Annotated in this window: 14 protein-coding genes; 4 read left to right on the plus strand and 10 right to left on the minus strand. The window is 66.2% G+C overall.

Features of this window, described 5'->3' with window-relative positions:
- Positions 1-216: 216 nt before the first annotated feature.
- Positions 217-2487, plus strand: a complete 2271-nt coding sequence (locus HWX39_RS21945; protein ID WP_175969950.1) for an NADP-dependent malic enzyme — start codon at positions 217-219, stop codon at positions 2485-2487.
- 145 nt (positions 2488-2632) lie between these two features.
- On the opposite strand, the gene HWX39_RS21950 is transcribed toward HWX39_RS21945, so the two are convergent.
- Complete coding sequence (locus tag HWX39_RS21950; RefSeq protein WP_175969951.1) at positions 2633-6223, minus strand: indolepyruvate ferredoxin oxidoreductase family protein; 3591 nt, start codon at positions 6221-6223, stop codon at positions 2633-2635.
- 319 nt (positions 6224-6542) lie between these two features.
- On the opposite strand from HWX39_RS21950, the gene HWX39_RS21955 reads away from it, so the two are divergent.
- The gene (locus HWX39_RS21955) at positions 6543-6737 is read left to right on the plus strand and encodes a hypothetical protein (protein ID WP_046547411.1); all 195 of its coding nucleotides are present in this window, start codon (positions 6543-6545) and stop codon (positions 6735-6737) included.
- Positions 6738-6866: 129 nt separating this feature from the next.
- Here the strand turns inward: HWX39_RS21955 and hppD are convergent, their stop codons facing one another.
- On the minus strand, positions 6867-7964 hold the full coding sequence (gene hppD / locus HWX39_RS21960) for a 4-hydroxyphenylpyruvate dioxygenase (RefSeq protein ID WP_175969952.1): 1098 nt from the start codon (positions 7962-7964) through the stop codon (positions 6867-6869).
- Between the two features lie 212 nt (positions 7965-8176).
- On the opposite strand from hppD, the gene HWX39_RS21965 reads away from it, so the two are divergent.
- On the plus strand, positions 8177-8701 hold the full coding sequence (locus tag HWX39_RS21965) for an Lrp/AsnC family transcriptional regulator (protein ID WP_175969953.1): 525 nt from the start codon (positions 8177-8179) through the stop codon (positions 8699-8701).
- Between the two features lie 58 nt (positions 8702-8759).
- Here the strand turns inward: HWX39_RS21965 and HWX39_RS21970 are convergent, their stop codons facing one another.
- The 8 genes from HWX39_RS21970 to paaA all read right to left on the minus strand — a co-directional run bounded on the left by HWX39_RS21970 (position 8760) and on the right by paaA (position 15042).
- Complete coding sequence (locus HWX39_RS21970) at positions 8760-9407, minus strand: GNAT family N-acetyltransferase (protein ID WP_175958320.1); 648 nt, start codon at positions 9405-9407, stop codon at positions 8760-8762.
- A gap of 244 nt (positions 9408-9651) precedes the next feature.
- Positions 9652-10257 (minus strand): TetR/AcrR family transcriptional regulator, encoded by a 606-nt coding sequence (locus HWX39_RS21975; RefSeq protein WP_006482923.1) that lies wholly within the window; start codon positions 10255-10257, stop codon positions 9652-9654.
- Between the two features lie 16 nt (positions 10258-10273).
- Positions 10274-11098, minus strand: a complete 825-nt coding sequence (locus HWX39_RS21980; RefSeq protein WP_175969954.1) for a DUF1835 domain-containing protein — start codon at positions 11096-11098, stop codon at positions 10274-10276.
- A 128-nt stretch (positions 11099-11226) separates the two neighbouring features.
- Positions 11227-12315, minus strand: a complete 1089-nt coding sequence (gene paaE / locus HWX39_RS21985; RefSeq protein ID WP_175969955.1) for a 1,2-phenylacetyl-CoA epoxidase subunit PaaE — start codon at positions 12313-12315, stop codon at positions 11227-11229.
- A gap of 5 nt (positions 12316-12320) precedes the next feature.
- Complete coding sequence (paaD, locus tag HWX39_RS21990; RefSeq protein ID WP_175969956.1) at positions 12321-12881, minus strand: 1,2-phenylacetyl-CoA epoxidase subunit PaaD; 561 nt, start codon at positions 12879-12881, stop codon at positions 12321-12323.
- A gap of 23 nt (positions 12882-12904) precedes the next feature.
- On the minus strand, positions 12905-13708 hold the full coding sequence (paaC, locus tag HWX39_RS21995; RefSeq protein ID WP_175969957.1) for a 1,2-phenylacetyl-CoA epoxidase subunit PaaC: 804 nt from the start codon (positions 13706-13708) through the stop codon (positions 12905-12907).
- 10 nt (positions 13709-13718) lie between these two features.
- Positions 13719-14003, minus strand: coding sequence for a 1,2-phenylacetyl-CoA epoxidase subunit PaaB (gene paaB, locus HWX39_RS22000; protein WP_010092957.1), 285 nt, complete (start codon positions 14001-14003; stop codon positions 13719-13721).
- A 40-nt stretch (positions 14004-14043) separates the two neighbouring features.
- Positions 14044-15042 carry a 1,2-phenylacetyl-CoA epoxidase subunit PaaA gene (gene paaA, locus HWX39_RS22005; protein ID WP_039366897.1) on the minus strand — a complete coding sequence of 333 codons (999 nt, stop codon included), beginning with the start codon at positions 15040-15042 and terminating at the stop codon, positions 14044-14046.
- A gap of 197 nt (positions 15043-15239) precedes the next feature.
- Between paaA and HWX39_RS22010 the strand changes: the two genes are divergently transcribed.
- The gene (locus tag HWX39_RS22010; RefSeq protein WP_175969958.1) at positions 15240-16508 is read left to right on the plus strand and encodes an SGNH/GDSL hydrolase family protein; all 1269 of its coding nucleotides are present in this window, start codon (positions 15240-15242) and stop codon (positions 16506-16508) included.
- Positions 16509-16737 lie beyond the last annotated feature (229 nt).

Genomic DNA, 16737 nt, shown 5'->3' on the forward strand with positions numbered 1-16737 from the left:
CAACATGCGCCATGCGCGGGGTGTACACTAGGCGACCCTTAGAAATCGTTCAGTACTTTGTACTTTCCTCTTGCCACCCGCCAAGGTTCGATGGCGTGCCGACCCGGCGCGTCGCGTGCCGTCTCGCAGTCGATCACCCTCTCGATTCAAGCAGACGCGGCCGAAGGTGCTGTGTACTGAACCGTCAATATTTCGCATGTCTCTCGCAGGTCAATCATGGACGAACAACTGAAGCAGGCCGCACTCGCTTATCACCTGAACCCGAAACCCGGCAAGATTTCGGTCACCCCGACCAAGCCGCTGTCGAACCAGCTCGATCTGTCGCTTGCGTATTCGCCGGGCGTCGCCGCGGCGTGCGAAGCGATCCACGCCGATCCGCTCGACGCGCAGAAGTACACGTCGCGCGGCAACCTCGTCGGCGTCATCACGAACGGCACCGCCGTGCTCGGCCTCGGCAACATCGGCCCGCTCGCCGCGAAGCCGGTGATGGAAGGCAAGGGCTGCCTCTTCAAGAAATTCGCGGGCATCGACGTGTTCGACATCGAACTGTCGGAGTCCGACCCCGACAAGCTCGTCGAGGCGATCGCGATGCTCGAGCCGACGCTCGGCGGCATCAACCTCGAGGACATCAAGGCGCCGGAATGCTTCTATATCGAGCAGAAGCTGCGCGAGCGCATGAAGATCCCCGTCTTTCACGATGACCAGCACGGCACCGCGATCATCGCGTCGGCCGCGATCCTGAACGGCCTGAAGGTCGTCGGCAAGAAGCTGTCCGAAGTGAAGCTCGTGTGCTCGGGCGCCGGCGCCGCGGCGATCGCGTGTCTGGACCTGCTGGTGAACCTCGGCCTGACGAAGTCAAACATCCTCGTCGCCGATTCGAAGGGCGTGATCTACGAAGGCCGCGGCAACCTCGATCCGTCGAAGCAGCGCTATGCGGCGACCACCGACGCACGCACGCTCGCCGACGCGATCGTCGGCGCCGACGTGTTCCTCGGCTGCTCGAGCGCGGGCGTGCTGAAGCAGGATATGGTCAAGACGATGGGCGACCGCCCGCTGATCCTGGCGCTCGCGAACCCGGAACCGGAAATCCGCCCGGAAGACGCGAAGGCCGTGCGCCCGGACGCGATCGTCGCGACCGGCCGTTCGGACTACCCGAACCAGGTCAACAACGTGCTGTGCTTCCCGTTCATCTTCCGCGGCGCGCTCGACGTCGGCGCGACGACGATCACGGAGGAAATGAAGCTCGCGTGCGTGCGCGCGATCGCCGAGCTGGCGCAGGAAACCGACCAGAGCGAAGAAGTCGCGAAGGCGTATGAAGGCCACTCGCTCGAATTCGGGCCGGACTACCTGATTCCGAAGCCGTTCGACCCGCGCCTGATCATCAAGATCGCGCCGGCCGTCGCACAGGCCGCGATGGATTCGGGCGTCGCGACGCGTCCGATCCAGGACATGGATGCGTACCGCGAGCAGCTCGGCGCGACCGTCTACCGCACCGGCATGGTGATGCGCCCGGTGTTCGCGACCGCGAAGCAGAAGCAGGCCCGCATCGTGTTCGCCGAGGGCGAGGACGAGCGCGTGTTGCGCGCGGCGCAGTTCGTGCTGCAGGAGAAGATCGCGAAGCCGATCATCGTCGGCCGTCCGTCGGTCGTCGACATGCGCCTGCAAAAGATCGGCTCGAAGCTGAAGGCCGGCACCGATTTCGAGATCGTCGATCCGGAAGACGATGCGCGCTACCACCGCTACTGGCAGGCGTATCAGGAGATCGGCGCGCGCGACGGCGTGACGCCGGAAGTCGCGAAGGCCGCGATGCGCAAGTTCAACACGCTGATCGGCGCGATGCTCGTGCACCGGGGCGACGCGGACGGGATGATCTGCGGGATGATCGACACGTTCCACAGCCACCTGAAGTTCATCGAGCAGGTGCTGGGCCGCGCGAAGGGCGCCGAGCACTTCGCGGCGATGAACCTGCTGATGCTGCCGGGCCGCAACCTGTTCGTGTGCGATACGTACGTGAACGAGCTGCCGAGCGCCGAACAGCTCGCCGACATGACGATCCAGGCGGCGGCCGAGATCGAGCGCTTCGGCATTGTGCCGAAGGCTGCGCTGCTGTCGAACTCGAACTTCGGCAGCGCGCCGTCCGCATCGTCGCGCCGGATGGGCGAGGCTCGCAAGCTGATCGTCGAACGTGCGCCGAACCTGGAAGTCGACGGCGAAATGCACGGCGACGCGGCGCTGTCGGAAATGATCCGCAAGCAGGCATTCCCCGGCACGACGCTGTCGGGTGAAGCGAACCTGCTGATCATGCCGAACGTCGAAGCGGCGAACATCGCGTACAACCTGCTGAAGATGGTCGGCGGCGAAGGCGTGACGGTCGGCCCGTTCCTGCTCGGCGCGGCGAAGCCGGTCCACATCCTGACGCCGGCTGCGACCGTGCGCCGGATCATCAACATGACGGCCGTTGCCGCCGCGAACGTGAACACGAAGTAAGTCCACGCCCGTGTGTGCCGCGCTTCGGGCGCGGCGCAATGGAAAACGCCACGGAACCTGCGTTCCGTGGCGTTTTTTTATCGTGACGCGAACCGGTGGCGGCGCGCCGGCGGGCATCCGGACCGCGAATGCCCGCCGTGTGCCGTCACGCGACCTGCTGGTGCGGCTGGCCGCCGGCCGGCGCCCGCCACTTCGCGAGCAGCGTGTTCCACTTCTGGCGTACCGCGCGCAGGTTGTTCTCCTTCACGTGGCCGTAGCCGCGAATGCCGTCCGGCAGCGCCGCAAGCTCGAGGGCGAGCGGGCGGTTGGCCGCGTTCAGCTTGGCGAGCACCTCGCCGATCAGCGCTTCGTACTCGCCGATCAGCGCACGCTCGGTGCGACGCTCCTCGGTACGGCCGAACGGGTCGAGCCCCGTGCCGCGCAGGAACTTCGCCTTCGCGAGCAGCCGGAATGCCGACATCATCCAAGGGCCGTATGCCTTTTTCACGAGATGGCCGTGCGCGTCCGTCTTCGCGAACAGCGGCGGCGCGAGGTGGAACTTCAGCTTCCAGTCGCCTTCGAACTGCGCGGACAGGCGCGCGAGGAACGCGGGATCGGACTGCAGCCGCGCGACCTCGTATTCGTCCTTGTACGCCATCAGCTTGAACAGGTTGCGCGCGACCGCTTCGGTCAGCTGTTCCTGCACCGTGTCGCCGTCCGCCAGCGCGCGCTCGGCCGCGCGCACCTTGTCGACGAATGCCGCATAGCGTGCTGCGTACGCGGCGTTCTGGTACGCGGTGAGGAATTCCACGCGCTTCGCGATCAGCGCGTCGACCGCCTTCTTCGTGTGCAGCGAAATCACCGTGGCGCCTTGCGCGGGGCGCGCGTCGCCGGCCGCGGCCTGCTTCACGCTCGCCAGGTCGTGCGCAGCGCGGCGGCCCCAGTCGAATGCCGCACGATTCTTCTCGACCGATACCGCATTCAGTTCGATCGCGCGGACGAGCGACGCGAGCGTGAGCGGCAGCCAGCCCTTTTGCCACGCGTAACCGAGCACGAACGGGTTCGTGTAGATCGCGTCGCCGAGCAGCGCAACCGCGAAGCGGTTCGCGTCGATGAAATCGACGGCTTCGCCGGCAGCCGCGCGGATGTCGTTCTCGGCGGACAGGCCGGGGAACGCCCAGTTCGGGTTCTTGATGAACTCGGCGGTCGGCGTCTGCGCGCTGTTGACGACCACGCGCGTCGTGTCGTGCCGCATCCGCGACGTGCACTCGTCGCCGGCCGTGACGATCGCGTCGCAGCCGATCACGAGGTCGGCTTCGCCCATCGCGATCCGCGTGGCGTGGATGTCGGTCGGTGCGTGCGAGATCTGCACGTGGCTCATCACGGCGCCGCCCTTCTGCGCGAGGCCGGTCACGTCGAGCACGGTCACGCCCTTGTTTTCCAGGTGCGCGGCCATCCCGAGCAGCGCGCCGATCGTGACGACGCCCGTGCCGCCGACGCCCGTGACGAGCACGCCGTACGCGCGGTCGATGTCCGGCAGCGTCGGTTCAGGGATCGGCGGCAGTGCGTTGCCGTCGACCGACACGGCCTTCGGCTTCTTCAACTGGCCGCCCTCGACCGTGACGAAGCTCGGGCAGAAGCCCTTCACGCACGAGAAGTCCTTGTTGCAGCTCGACTGGTTGATCTGGCGCTTCGTGCCGAATTCGGTTTCCAGCGGCTCGACCGACAGGCAGTTCGACTGCACCGAGCAGTCGCCGCAGCCTTCGCACACCGCGTCGTTGATCACGACGCGCTTCGCCGGGTCCGGATACGTGCCGCGTTTGCGGCGGCGGCGTTTCTCGGTGGCGCAGGTCTGGTCGTAGATCAGGATCGTCGTGCCTTCGATCTCGCGCAGCTCGCGCTGCACGTCGTCGAGCTGGTCGCGATGGTGAATCGTCACGCCAGGCGCCAGCAGCGCCTTCTGGCCGTCGTACTTCTCCGGCTCGTCGGTGACGATCACGATCTTCTTCGCGCCTTCGGACGCGAGCTGGTGCGTGATCTGCGGCACCGTCAGCACGCCGTCGACCGGCTGGCCGCCCGTCATCGCGACCGCGTCGTTGTAGAGGATCTTGTAGGTGATGTTCGCCTTCGACGAGATCGCCGCGCGCACCGCCAGCAGGCCCGAGTGGAAATAGGTGCCGTCGCCGAGGTTCGCGAACACGTGCTTCTCGTCCGTGAACGGCGCCTGGCCGATCCACGGCACGCCTTCCCCGCCCATCTGGCTGAAGGTGCTCGTGCTGCGGTCCATCCATACGGTCATGTAGTGGCAGCCGATGCCGGCGATCGCGCGCGAGCCTTCCGGCACGTTGGTCGACGTGTTGTGCGGGCAGCCCGAGCAGAACCACGGCTTGCGCTCGGTCTGCACGTGTGGCTTCGCGAGCGCCATTTCCTTTGCGTTGATCACCGCGAGCCGCGCGGCGATGCGCGCGCGCACGTCGGACGGCAACTCGAACTTCTCGAGGCGCGTCGCGATGGCTTTCGCGATGATCGCGGGCGACAGCTCGTAGTGCGCGGGCAGCAGCCAGTTGCCCATCGGCACCGACCATTCGCCGCCGGCGCCGTCCTTCTCGTCGAACTTGCCGAACACGCGCGGACGTTGCCCGTCGGGCCAGTTGTACAGCTCTTCCTTGATCGCGTATTCGAGGATCTGGCGTTTTTCCTCGACGACGAGGATTTCGTCGAGGCCGCGCGCGAACGCCTGCGCGCCCTGCGCTTCGAGCGGCCACACGCAGCCGACCTTGTAGAGGCGGATGCCGATCCGCGCGCAGGTTTCGTCGTCGAGGCCGAGGTCGGTCAGCGCCTGGCGCACGTCGAGGTAGGCCTTGCCGCCGGTCATGATCCCGAAGCGCGCGTGCGGGGAGTCGATCTCGATGCGGTCGAGCTTGTTCGCGCGCACATAGGCGAGCGCCGCGTACCACTTGTAGTCGAGCAGCCGCGCTTCCTGCACGAGCGGCGGGTCGGGCCAGCGGATGTTCAGCCCGCCTTCCGGCAGGATGAAGTCGGTCGGCAGCACGATCTCGGTGCGATGCGGGTCGATGTCGACCGACGCCGACGATTCGACGACGTCCGTCACGCACTTGAGCGCGACCCACAGGCCGGAGTAGCGGCTCATCGCCCAGCCGTGCAGGCCGAAATCGAGATACTCCTGCACGTTGGACGGGAACAGCACCGGCAGCCCGCAGGCCTTGAAGATGTGTTCGGACTGGTGCGCGAGCGTCGACGATTTCGCCGCGTGGTCGTCGCCGGCGAGCACCAGCACGCCGCCGTGCTGCGACGAGCCGGCCGAGTTCGCGTGCTTGAATACGTCGCCCGTGCGGTCGACGCCCGGGCCCTTGCCGTACCACATGCCGAACACGCCGTCGTGCTTGGCGCCGGGGTACAGGTTCACTTGCTGCGAGCCCCACACGGCGGTGGCGGCGAGATCTTCGTTGAGGCCGGGCTGGAAGACGATCTGGTGGGCTGCCAGGTGCTGCTTGGCTTTCCAGAGCGACAGATCGAGGCCGCCGAGCGGTGAACCGCGATAGCCGGAGATGAAGCCGGCGGTATTGAGGCCTGCGGCGCGATCGCGTTCCTGCTGGAGCATCGGCAGGCGCACGAGGGCCTGGATCCCGCTCATGTACGCGCGACCGCGTTCCAGTGTGTATTTGTCGTCAAGCGTGACGGACTTCAGCGCGGCTTCCAGCGATGCGCGTTGGCCTGCGTCTAGCGGGGCATTCATTAACTGTCTCCTCCACCCAGTTTGGGATCACCAAAACTCGACTGCCTCGGGCATCTTGTGGACGCGTCGGCAGTGGCCGGCATATTGGCCGGTTTCAAGCGATGGTAGCACTGGGGCAAACCCGCCGCCCATCGGACAAAATGCGGCGGCGCGCCGGTGAAAAAGGGCATGACCATGCGTTACATCATGTAAATGCATGTAAAGCTGCCCCCATTTGCGGGCAAATGCCGTTAATCTTGTCGGCCTGCCGGAGGTGCCCGGCCGCGTGGGTTCGTTTCGACGCAATCGGGGAGGCGCCGGCAGTTTTACAGGAGGTGCAATGAACACACGCCATATCCAGAGTTTCCTGATCGTGTCCGCCGCGTTTTTCTCGATGACCGGCCCGGTGCACGCGCGAGGCGCGAGCGCACTGGCGGCAGCCGGCGCGCAGATGCAGCAGATCGTGCCGGCCCAGGACGCCGTCGCGCAGCCGTCGGCCGAGCGCGCCGTCGAGTCGAAGGCGAACGCGCGTTGATCCGGTCGCGCGGCCTGCGGGTCGCGCCGGAATGCAAAAAGGGCGGGAATCCGAGGATTCCCGCCCTTTTTTTCGCCGCCGGATCGTGCGGGCTGCCGGGTTGCCCCGGGCAGCCGCCCGCCGGATGCGTCAGGCCTTGTCCTGCACGACGCCGCGGCGGATCTGGTCGAGTTCGATCGATTCGAACAGCGCCTTGAAGTTGCCTTCGCCGAAGCCCTGGTTGCCCTTGCGCTGGATGATCTCGAAGAAGATCGGCCCGATCTGGTTCTCGGTGAAGATCTGCAGCAGCAGGTCGTCGCGCGCTCCGTCGATCAGGATCTTGCGCTTCTTCAGTTCTTCCAGCGATTCGCCGTGGTTCGGCACGCGGCGGTCGACCAGTTCGTAATACGTGTCGATCGTGTCGAGCAACTTCACATCCTTGCTGCGCAGGCCATCGACCGCCTGGTAGATGTCGGAGGCGCCGAGCGCGATGTGCTGGATGCCTTCGCCGTGGTACGCGTCGAGGTATTCCTGGATCTGGCCGGCTGTATCCGAGCCTTCCTCGTTGATCGGGATGCGGATCTTGCCGCACGGCGACGTCATCGCCTTCGACTTCACGCCCGTCACCTTGCCTTCGATGTCGAAGTAGCGCACTTCGCGGAAATTGAACAGGCGCTCGTAGAACTCGGCCCATTCCTGCATGCGGCCGCGATGCACGTTGTGCGTCAGGTGGTCGATATAGGTGAGGCCGTGGCCGACCGGGTTCGGGTTCGCGCCGGCGATCGGCTCGAAGTCGACGTCATAGATGCTGATGTCGCCGATTGCGCCCGGTTGCGCACCGTTCTTGCCGCGCCAGCGGTCGACGAAGTAGATCAGCGAATCGCCGATGCCCTTGATCGCCGGGATGTTCAGCTCCATCGGGCCGGTCTTGTTGTCGAAGCCCCATGCGCCGAGGTCGAGCGCGCGCTGGTACGCCTTCGCGGCATCCTGCACGCGGAACGCGATCGCGCAGATCGACGGGCCGTGCAGGCGCGCGAAGCGTTGTGCGAACGAATCCGGTTCGGCGTTGATGATGAAGTTGATGTCGCCCTGGCGGTACACCGTCACGTCCTTGTGGCGGTGGCGCGCGATCGCGGTGAAACCCATCCGTTCGAACAGTTGTCCGAGCGCTTTCGGGTCCGGTGCCGTGTATTCGATGAATTCGAAGCCGTCGGTGCCGACGGGGTTGTCCCAGTTCGGGATCTGCATGGCGTGTCTCCTGTGGGGGCGATCGGCCGGGGCGACGTGCGCGGGTCCGGCCTGGTTCGATGTCGAACGTGGCACACGCGGCGGCGTGCGCGACGAATCGGTACGTGCGACAGAGTGTAGCGGGCAGCCACGAGCGTAAACTTGCGAACTTAATTGCACAAACCTACGATGGCGCAATTTCCAGTCTTTGTATGCTCATTGGAGGGCAGAAGATGGCGCAAGTCGAATTGGATGCCATCGACCGGCGGATTCTCGCGATTCTTCAGGAGAACGGGCGCCTGTCGAACCAGGAGATCGCCGAGCGTGTGAACCTGTCGCCGAGCCCGTGCCTGCGGCGAATTCGGCGGCTCGAGGAGATCGGCGTGATCACCGGCTATGTCGCGCTGCTGAATCCGCAGAAACTCGGGCTCGACCTGCTCGCGTACGTGAGCGTGCGGCTCGAGAAGCGCGGCGGTCTGGCGCCGGCGCGGGCCGACGAGACGTCGGCGCGTGCGGGTGCGACCCATGCGGAGCTGTTTCGCGCGGCCGTGCAGACCTGGCCGGAAGTGGTCGCGTGCCACGCGATGACGGGCGATATGGATTACCTGCTGCGCGTGCAGGTCGAGGACATGGCGCATTTTTCCCGCTTCGTGCAGGAGCACTTGCTGCATCACCCGTCGGTGATCGACGTGAAGACGAGCTTTTCGCTCGATTGCTTCAAGGAGACGACGGCGTTGCCGATTCGTTCGGTGCGCTAGTGCGCGGCGGGGAAGGGAGGGGCCGGGCGCGCCGCTGGCGCGGCCCGGCTGGCCGACATTACGCCGTCAGGGCGGCGGGCATCAGCGATTCGATGAACTTCGTGGTGCGGCGCGCCTGGCGCTTCATTGCGTAGTCGAACACCGCGGCCTGTTCCTGCAGCATCTCGGCGATGATCGTCGAGTGGTCGGCCGGCGGCAGCGACAGGTACGCATCGGCTTCGCCGTACGCGTACTCGATCCGCATGCCGGATTTCTTCGCAATGTGCATCATCGTCGCGTTACGCGACAGGCAGTGCATGTACAGCATCGTCACGTGCGTATTGCGGCTGCGGATTGCCGCGCGCTCGAACAGCTTCGAGCCGACACCGCGGCCGCGTGCGCTTTCGAGCACCGACACGCCGAATTCGGCCGTGCGCTTGTCGCCGTCGGCCGGCAGATAGGCCAGGTGGCCGACGCCGATCAGTTCGAGGTCGTGGTCGAACACGCCGAACACGGTGTCGCGGCCGAAGTCGATCGTGCGGACATAGTTCTCGATCACGTGGTCGGGCACCATCTGGCCGAAGCGCAGCAGGCGGTCCTCTTCGTCGAGCGAGAGAAAGTGGGTGAGCATCTGCTCACGGTCTTTGGAAGCCAGTTCCCTTACGAGAACCGGCGCACTACCGGCGGTGCCGACGACATCGGCGGGGCCGTTCAATTGCGTGTTCATCGTGGGTTCCTCAATGTGTGACCGTACAGCGGGTTGTGCAACGCAACAGCATTTTACCCGACCGTCGGCCCCCGGATTGGGGAAAACCCGTATTTGACCTTGTTTGTACTGGAGGATGAATTCTAAACCTGTTTAGTTAATCTTGTATCTATTTGATTTTTAACAGATTTAAAATTCATCATATGAAATGCGCGACAGGCGACCACAGTGTGCCCGTCTTGCAACGCTTGCTGCTGTGCGGCAATCAGGCGGCCGTCGACAGTCCGCGTTCGATCAGGTCGATCACCTGCTCGGCGAAGTCGCGGTAGCCGAGGCGGCCGCCGGGCTTCAGCCACGTGAACGTCCAGTTGATCATCCCGAACACCATCATCGTCACGGATGTCTGGTTTTCCTTCGAGATGCGATCCGGGTACGCGCGTGCGAGCTGCCGCGTGAACGCCGCGACGATGTCGCGCTGACGGTCGAGCACGATTTCGCGCTGCGCGTCCTCGAGGTACTTCACGTCGTTGAGCAGCGCGACGTGGCGGCTGTGCGACGTTTCGTACTCGGCGAGGAACGCGCGCACCAGCTCCGCGAACGCGTCGCGCTCGCTGAGGCCGCGCCGTTGGCTCGCCCCTTCGACCTCGGCGATGATCAGCATCAGCCGCTTCGTGTAGCGGTCGAGCAGGTCGAACAGGATCGCTTCCTTGCTCTCGTAATAGTGATAGAGGCGTGCCTTCGACGTGCCGCTCGCCGTTGCGAGATCGGACATCGACGTGCTCGGGTAGCTCGTCTGCGCGAATTTCTCGGCGGCCAGATCGAGGATCTGCTCGCGCTGGGATTCGTGGTCGGGCGCTCGGGTACGGGCCATGGTCGAATGCGGAAGATTAGCGGTGCGTGGTGGCCGCGCGGGCTGCGCGCACCTGCGTGGAAGAGAGGGCGTCGGGCGCGTCGTCCTGCAGCTCGAGCCGGCCGGCCGCCGCGAGCTCGCGGCAGCGCCACCAGGCGATCGAGTCGCTGACGAACAGCCCGCCGCGGTCGGCGTCGGCCATGATGCTGCCGACGAGGCGCCCCGCGGGCCGCCAGTCGGCTTCCGCGCGCGCGACGATCAGCGTGTCGAGGTCCGCATAGTGGCCGCTCTTGATCGTGTTGCTGACCCAGTAGCGCAACTCGGCGTTCTGGTGCTTCGCCTCCTGCCATTCGAGCGCGAGGCGGCCGATGCGCAGCACCGAGATCGGCGCGGCCATCGGGCGCTTCCGCGCCAGTTCGGCGGGCGAGAACATGCCGGTCGCACACGCCTGGTCGGTGCGCGACAGCGCCGCGCGCTGCGCCGAGACGAGGTCGGCGGCCGACAGTCGCACTTCGTTCAGGCGTTGCGGGACGTTGCGCAGGTGATAGGCGACGCGGCGCAGCAGCAGTTTGTCGCCGACGCTCGGCGCATGCCACACGACCACCTGGCCCGTATCCGTCGCGAGCTGGTCGAGGCGCGCGAACTCGCCTTCGATCTCTGCGTTCCAGTCGGGAATCTGGTCGCCTAGCACGCGCTGCCAGAAGGCGGCGCGCGTGTCGGGCGTCTCGTCGGCACCCTTGAGCGGCCCGACGCCGAGATCGTCGAGCAATCCGACGACGCGCTCGTCGCGTCCGGCTTGCGCGAGGGCCTCGCGCAGCGACGCGGCGGCGGTGCCGCCCTGAATCACATGAATGGTACTCATCGGCCTGTCGTCAACAAAAGAAAACCGCCGGCCGGGCGGACGTTGCGATGTCCAGCCGGCCGGCGGCCCCTAGTGTAAGCGAGATGTGTGACGGCGAGAAACCGTCCGGTGCCGCGACGCGACGTCGCTCAACGCTCGTCGAAGCTCACGACGACCTTGTCGCTGATGGGGTGGCACTGGCACGTGAGCACGAAGCCGTCCTTTACTTCATGCGCTTCGAGCGTGTAGTTCTTTTCCATCCGCACTTCGCCCTCGAGCACCTTCGCGCGGCAGGTGCAGCACACACCGCCCTTGCACGCATACGGCAGCGCGAGGCCCGCACGCAGGCCGATATCGAGCAGGCTCACGCCTTCGTACGGCAGCCGCAGCTTGCGCTTCTTGCCGTCGAGCACGATTTCCAGGTCGGCGGCCGGCGTCTGGTCGGTGATTTCGACGACCGGCGCGCCGGCCTGCGGCAGCGGCGTGCCGAAGCGCTCGACGTGCACCTTCGCCTGCGGCACGCCGGCTGCCTTCAGCGCGGCTTCGGCCGCATCCATCATCGGCGCGGGGCCGCAGATGAACGCCTCGTCGATCGCGTCGGCCGGCGTCAGCGTGTCGAGGAATTCCGCGCATTTCGCCTGGTCGAGCACGCCGTTGAACAGCGCGACGTCCTGCTGGTCGTCCGACAGCACGTGATAGAGGACGAAGCGGTCCATGTAGCGGTTCTTCAGGTCCTCGAGCTCCTCCGCGAACATGATCGCGTCGACGCTGCGGTTGCCGTAGATCAGCGTGAATGTGCTGCGCGGCTCGAGTTCGAGCGTCGTCTTCACGATCGCGAGCACCGGCGTGATCCCGGAACCGCCGGAAAACGCGACGTACTGCTTGCCGTGATCGGCGTTCAGGTGGGTGAAGAAACGGCCGTCCGGCGTCATCACGTCGATCGTGTGGCCTGGCTTGAGCGAGTCGAACGCGAAGTTCGAGAAGCGGCCGCCGCGCACGCGCTTGATGCCGATGCGCAGTTCGCCGTCGCGGTCGTAGTCCGTCGTGCCGACGCAGATCGAATACGAGCGTCGCGTTTCCTCGCCGTCGATGTGGGTCTTCAGCGTGACGAACTGGCCCTGCGTGAAGCGGTACGCATCGCGCAGCTCGGGCGGCACGTCGAAGGAGACGGTTACGGCGTCGGCGGTCTCGGGCCGCACGTCGCGGATACGCAGCGGATGAAATTGCGGGGTCGCCATATCGATTAATAAGGTTTGAAGTAGTCGAAGGGTTCGCGGCAGTCGACGCAGCGATACAGCGCCTTGCAGGCCGTGGAAGCGAATTGCGCGAGACGCTCGGTGCGGGCGGAGCCGCAGCGCGGGCACGCGGGCGCCGCGACCGGCCGCGGCACGAAGCGCACGACGCTTTCCCGCGGCGCGGCGGTGCCGCACTGGCCGACCGGCGGCGCGATGCCGTACGCGCGCAGCTTGTCGCGCGCTTCCTGTGTGATCCAGTCGGTCGTCCACGCGGGCGCGAGCACCGTCTCGATCCGGTGCGGCGGGAGGTCGGCGGCCTGCAGCGCGGCGGCGATATCCTCGGCGATCTGCGACATGGCCGGGCAGCCCGAGTAGGTCGGCGTGATCACGACCTCGAGCTGGCCGTCGTCCGCGCGGCGGACGTCGCGCAGGATGCCGAGCTCGCGGATCGACACGACCGGAATCTCGGGATCGGGCACGGCTTCGAGCACGTCCCATGCACGGGCGAGCAGCGGATCGTCGCGGTGCACGGTGGGCGCGACATGAGCGGGGGCGGTCTGGACGGACATCGTCGGGCTCCGTGGCGTCGGGATTACCAGGTCGCGCCGGGGTGCTGGCGTGCGAGGCTTTGCATTTCGGCGAGCAGGTAGCCCATGTGTTCCGAGTGCTCGCCCTGCTTGCCGGTCGTCACATGCTGAACGGGGGCCGGCAGCGTGAGCGTCGCTTCCGCGAGCGCGTCGTCCACGTCAGCGCGCCATGCCGCTTCGAGCGTGGCCGGTGCGGGGGCGATGCCCGCGGCCGCGACCGCGTCGTCGATCGCATCGGCGGCGAAGAATTCGCGCGTGTACGGCGTCAGGTAGTCGAGCGCGTCCTGCGCGCGACGGTGCGATTCGTCGGTGCCGTCGCCGAGGCGGACGAGCCACTCGCGTGCGTGCTGCACGTGATAGCGGGTTTCCTTTACCGATTTCGCGGCGATCGCGGCGAGCTGCGTGTCGGTCGACGTTTCGAGCGCGGTCCACACGTGCAGCATCAGTACCGAGTACAGGAAGTTGCGCACGATCGTCACCGCGTAGTCCTTGTCGGCGTGCGCGGTGCCGGCGACCGGGCCGTAGTGCGGCAGCTCGGCGAGCGTGAAGTTCGCGAACTCGCGCTCGGTGCGGAAGTAAGCGTAGTCGTCCTCGGTCTTCGTTGCGCCGGTGAGCTGGCGCTCGAGTTCGGCCGCGTGCGTATACAGCATGCGTGCCTGGCCGATGAGGTCGAGGCTCATGTTGGTGAGCGCGATGTCTTCCTCGAGGATCGGGCCGTGGCCGCACCATTCGGCGTTGCGCTGACCGAGGATCAGCGTGTTGTCCGCGAGGCGCAGCACGTAGGAGAGGTGTTCGGGCGTGATCGTCATGGCGCGGGCATTACATGTGGTTGACTTCGTCGGGCAGCGTGTAGAACGTCGGGTGACGGTAGATCTTGTCGCCCGCCGGCTCGAACAGCTCGGCCTTCTCGTTCGGATCCGACGCGGTAATCGCCGACGACGGCACCACCCAGATGCTCACGCCTTCCTGGCGGCGCGTGTAGACGTCGCGCGCCATGCGCAGCGCCATCGACGCGTCGGCGGCGTGCAGGCTGCCGCAATGCTTGTGGTCGAGCCCCTGCTTGCTGCGCACGAACACTTCCCAGATCGGCCATTCCTTGTTCATCACTTTCTCCTGAATCCTGAATTCGATGGTGTGCCGCCGCTCAGGCGGCGTGCTGTTCGGCGCGCGCGCGGCGCTTTGCCTCGTGGGCGAGTGCGGCTTCGCGCACCCATGCGCCGTCCTCGTGCGCTTTCACGCGGGTCGCGAGGCGTTCCTTGTTGCACGGGCCGTCGCCGTTGACCACGCGCCAGAATTCGTCCCAGTCGATCGTGCCGTAGTCGTGATGGCCGCGCGCCTCGTTCCACTTCAGGTCGGGGTCGGGCAGGGTCACGCCGAGTACTTTCGCCTGGTCGACCGTCGCGTCGACGAACTTCTGCCGCAGGTCGTCGTTCGTGATCCGCTTGATGCCCCATTTCGCGGACTGATTGCTATGGACCGAATCGGCGTCGCTTGGGCCGAACATCATCAGCACCGGCCACCACCAGCGGTTCACGGCCTGCTGGACCATCGCGCGTTGCGCGTCGGTGCCCTTCATCATCGACAGCAGCGCGTCGAAACCCTGGCGCTGGTGGAACGATTCTTCCTTGCACACGCGGATCATCGCGCGCGCATACGGGCCGTACGTGCAGCGGCACAGCGGGATCTGGTTCATGATCGCCGCACCGTCGACGAGCCAGCCGATCACGCCGACGTCGGCCCAGGTCGGCGTCGGGTAGTTGAAGATGCTCGAATATTTCGCCTTGCCGGCGTGCAGTGCGTCGATCAGCGAATCGCGCGATACGCCGAGGGTTTCGGCCGCGCTATAAAGATAGAGGCCGTGGCCGGCTTCGTCCTGGACCTTCGCGAGCAGGATCGCCTTGCGCTTCAGGCTCGGCGCGCGCGAGATCCAGTTGCCTTCGGGCAGCATGCCGACGACTTCCGAGTGCGCGTGCTGCGAGATCTGGCGAACCAGCGTCTTGCGATAGGCGTCGGGCATCCAGTCCTGCGGTTCGATCTTGCCGTCGGCGGCCATGACCGCATCGAACCGCGCCTGCTCGGGCGACTCGGCTGCGGCGTCGAGCGGCGCGACGTTGCCGGGAATGTCGAGGGATTGCGTGTACATGGCGAGATTCTCGTCAGGTTGAATGTGCGAAGTATAAACCAACCGACCGGTCGGTTAATAAATTTCTTGCGGATTTGCGGCGAGATTCGGGTAAACGAGGCACGTCGGGGCGCGATCGGGTGACGTGATGCTGGTCTGGTGCGTGGGGTTCGCGTCTTCTGCGGCACAATGCCCGCTTTCCGATGAGGATTTTGCCGATGTCATTCCGAAGCAGTATCGCCGCGGCCATGTTGGGTGCGGCCGTCTTTGTCTCGCCGCTCGTGGCCTCGGCCTCGGCCGCGCCGGCCGGGTGGGTGGCCGCGTGGGCGACCGCGTTGCAGCCGATTCCCGACCTTGCCGCACCGCCGCCGCTTTATCGTGCGCCCGACGTGGCCGGACGGGCCGTGCGCCAGATCGTGTATCCGACGGTGTCGGGGCGTGCCGCACGGATCCGCGTCAGCAACGCATACGGCCGTGCGCCTCTGGTCGTCGAGGCGGCGAGCTTCGCGCGCGCCGGGGAAGGGGCGGCGCTTGCGGGCGCGGCGGTGCCGGTCCGGTTCGGCGGCAAGGCGTCCGTGACGCTGGCGCCGGGCCAGGAACTCGAAAGCGATCCGGTGGCGATCGACGTGGCGGCCGGGCGGCCGTATGCGATCAGCCTCCAGATGGGGCCGAACCAACGGATGACGGTCTGGCACCGCGTGTCGAACCAGTTCAATTACGTGTCTGCACCGGGGGGGCACGTGAGTGATCCGGGCGCCGCCGCGTTTCGCGCCCGTTTTACCCAATACGCATGGGTGAGCGAGCTCGCGGTCGAGGCCGGCTCCGCGCGTGCCAGCGTAGCGGCGATCGGCGATTCGATCACTGACGGGCTGCGCTCGAGCGTGAACCGGAACCGTCGCTGGCCGGACGCACTGGCGCGTCGGCTGAGCGCCTCCGGCGTGGAGTCGATCGGCGTCGCGAATCTTGGTATCAGCGGGAACCGGCTGCTCAGCGATTCGGCGTGCTACGGCACGTCGCTGGCATCGCGATTCGAACGCGATGCGCTGTCGCGCGCGGGTGTGAAGGCCGCGATCGTGCTGATCGGGATCAACGACATCAACTTTGCGGCGATGCCGCCGCGCGCGGGGCTCGATTGCGACCACCCGCATACGCAGGTCACGGCTGCATCTTTGATCGACGGCTACCGCCGGCTGATCGAAGCGGCGCACCGTCAGGGGGTGAAGGTCTTCGGCGCGACGCTGACGCCGGCTGGGCTGCCGGCGGGGCGCGAGGCGATCCGGCTTGAGGTGAACCGGTGGATCCGGAGCGGTAGCGGGTTCGACGGCGTGGTCGACTTCGATGCCGTGCTGCGCGATCCGGTGCGCCCGAGCGTGCTGCAGCGTCGATACGATAGCGGGGACGGCATTCATCCGAGCGACGCCGGCTACACGGCGATGGCCGATGCGGTGTCGATCGAGCAACTGCAGGCAGTGGTGGGCGGCAAGTGACGCACTTCTATATATAGAGGGAAGTGTTGCTGGCGACCGGGAGGTCAGCCGCATCGCGCGGCCCGTCGAGCCCCCGTGCGCGACAGCGCACGGGGGCCTTTTCAAAATATTTTCACAAAGGGGCTTGCGTGGTTGGGGGCAGGTGCTTAGAATCACGCCTCTTTCGCGCTAACGGAAACGCGGCGCGGGAGAGGGAAGCAGGGTTGGTGGTGTGCGGCAGTCTGGCGCG

The sequence above is a fragment of the Burkholderia sp. BCC0322 genome, from assembly GCF_902833045.1.
Lineage (GTDB): Bacteria > Pseudomonadota > Gammaproteobacteria > Burkholderiales > Burkholderiaceae > Burkholderia.

What these genes read in the sequence shown, in the direction of transcription:
- HWX39_RS21945 (WP_175969950.1), top strand. Translation starts at nt 217, where the DNA reads ATGGACGAACAACTGAAGCAGGCCGCACTCGCTTATCACCTGAACCCG.
- HWX39_RS21950 (WP_175969951.1), bottom strand. Translation starts at nt 6,223, where the DNA reads ATGAATGCCCCGCTAGACGCAGGCCAACGCGCATCGCTGGAAGCCGCG.
- HWX39_RS21955 (WP_046547411.1), top strand. Translation starts at nt 6,543, where the DNA reads ATGAACACACGCCATATCCAGAGTTTCCTGATCGTGTCCGCCGCGTTT.
- hppD (WP_175969952.1), bottom strand. Translation starts at nt 7,964, where the DNA reads ATGCAGATCCCGAACTGGGACAACCCCGTCGGCACCGACGGCTTCGAA.
- HWX39_RS21965 (WP_175969953.1), top strand. Translation starts at nt 8,177, where the DNA reads ATGGCGCAAGTCGAATTGGATGCCATCGACCGGCGGATTCTCGCGATT.
- HWX39_RS21970 (WP_175958320.1), bottom strand. Translation starts at nt 9,407, where the DNA reads ATGAACACGCAATTGAACGGCCCCGCCGATGTCGTCGGCACCGCCGGT.
- HWX39_RS21975 (WP_006482923.1), bottom strand. Translation starts at nt 10,257, where the DNA reads ATGGCCCGTACCCGAGCGCCCGACCACGAATCCCAGCGCGAGCAGATC.
- HWX39_RS21980 (WP_175969954.1), bottom strand. Translation starts at nt 11,098, where the DNA reads ATGAGTACCATTCATGTGATTCAGGGCGGCACCGCCGCCGCGTCGCTG.
- paaE (WP_175969955.1), bottom strand. Translation starts at nt 12,315, where the DNA reads ATGGCGACCCCGCAATTTCATCCGCTGCGTATCCGCGACGTGCGGCCC.
- paaD (WP_175969956.1), bottom strand. Translation starts at nt 12,881, where the DNA reads ATGTCCGTCCAGACCGCCCCCGCTCATGTCGCGCCCACCGTGCACCGC.
- paaC (WP_175969957.1), bottom strand. Translation starts at nt 13,708, where the DNA reads ATGACGATCACGCCCGAACACCTCTCCTACGTGCTGCGCCTCGCGGAC.
- paaB (WP_010092957.1), bottom strand. Translation starts at nt 14,003, where the DNA reads ATGAACAAGGAATGGCCGATCTGGGAAGTGTTCGTGCGCAGCAAGCAG.
- paaA (WP_039366897.1), bottom strand. Translation starts at nt 15,042, where the DNA reads ATGTACACGCAATCCCTCGACATTCCCGGCAACGTCGCGCCGCTCGAC.
- HWX39_RS22010 (WP_175969958.1), top strand. Translation starts at nt 15,240, where the DNA reads ATGTCATTCCGAAGCAGTATCGCCGCGGCCATGTTGGGTGCGGCCGTC.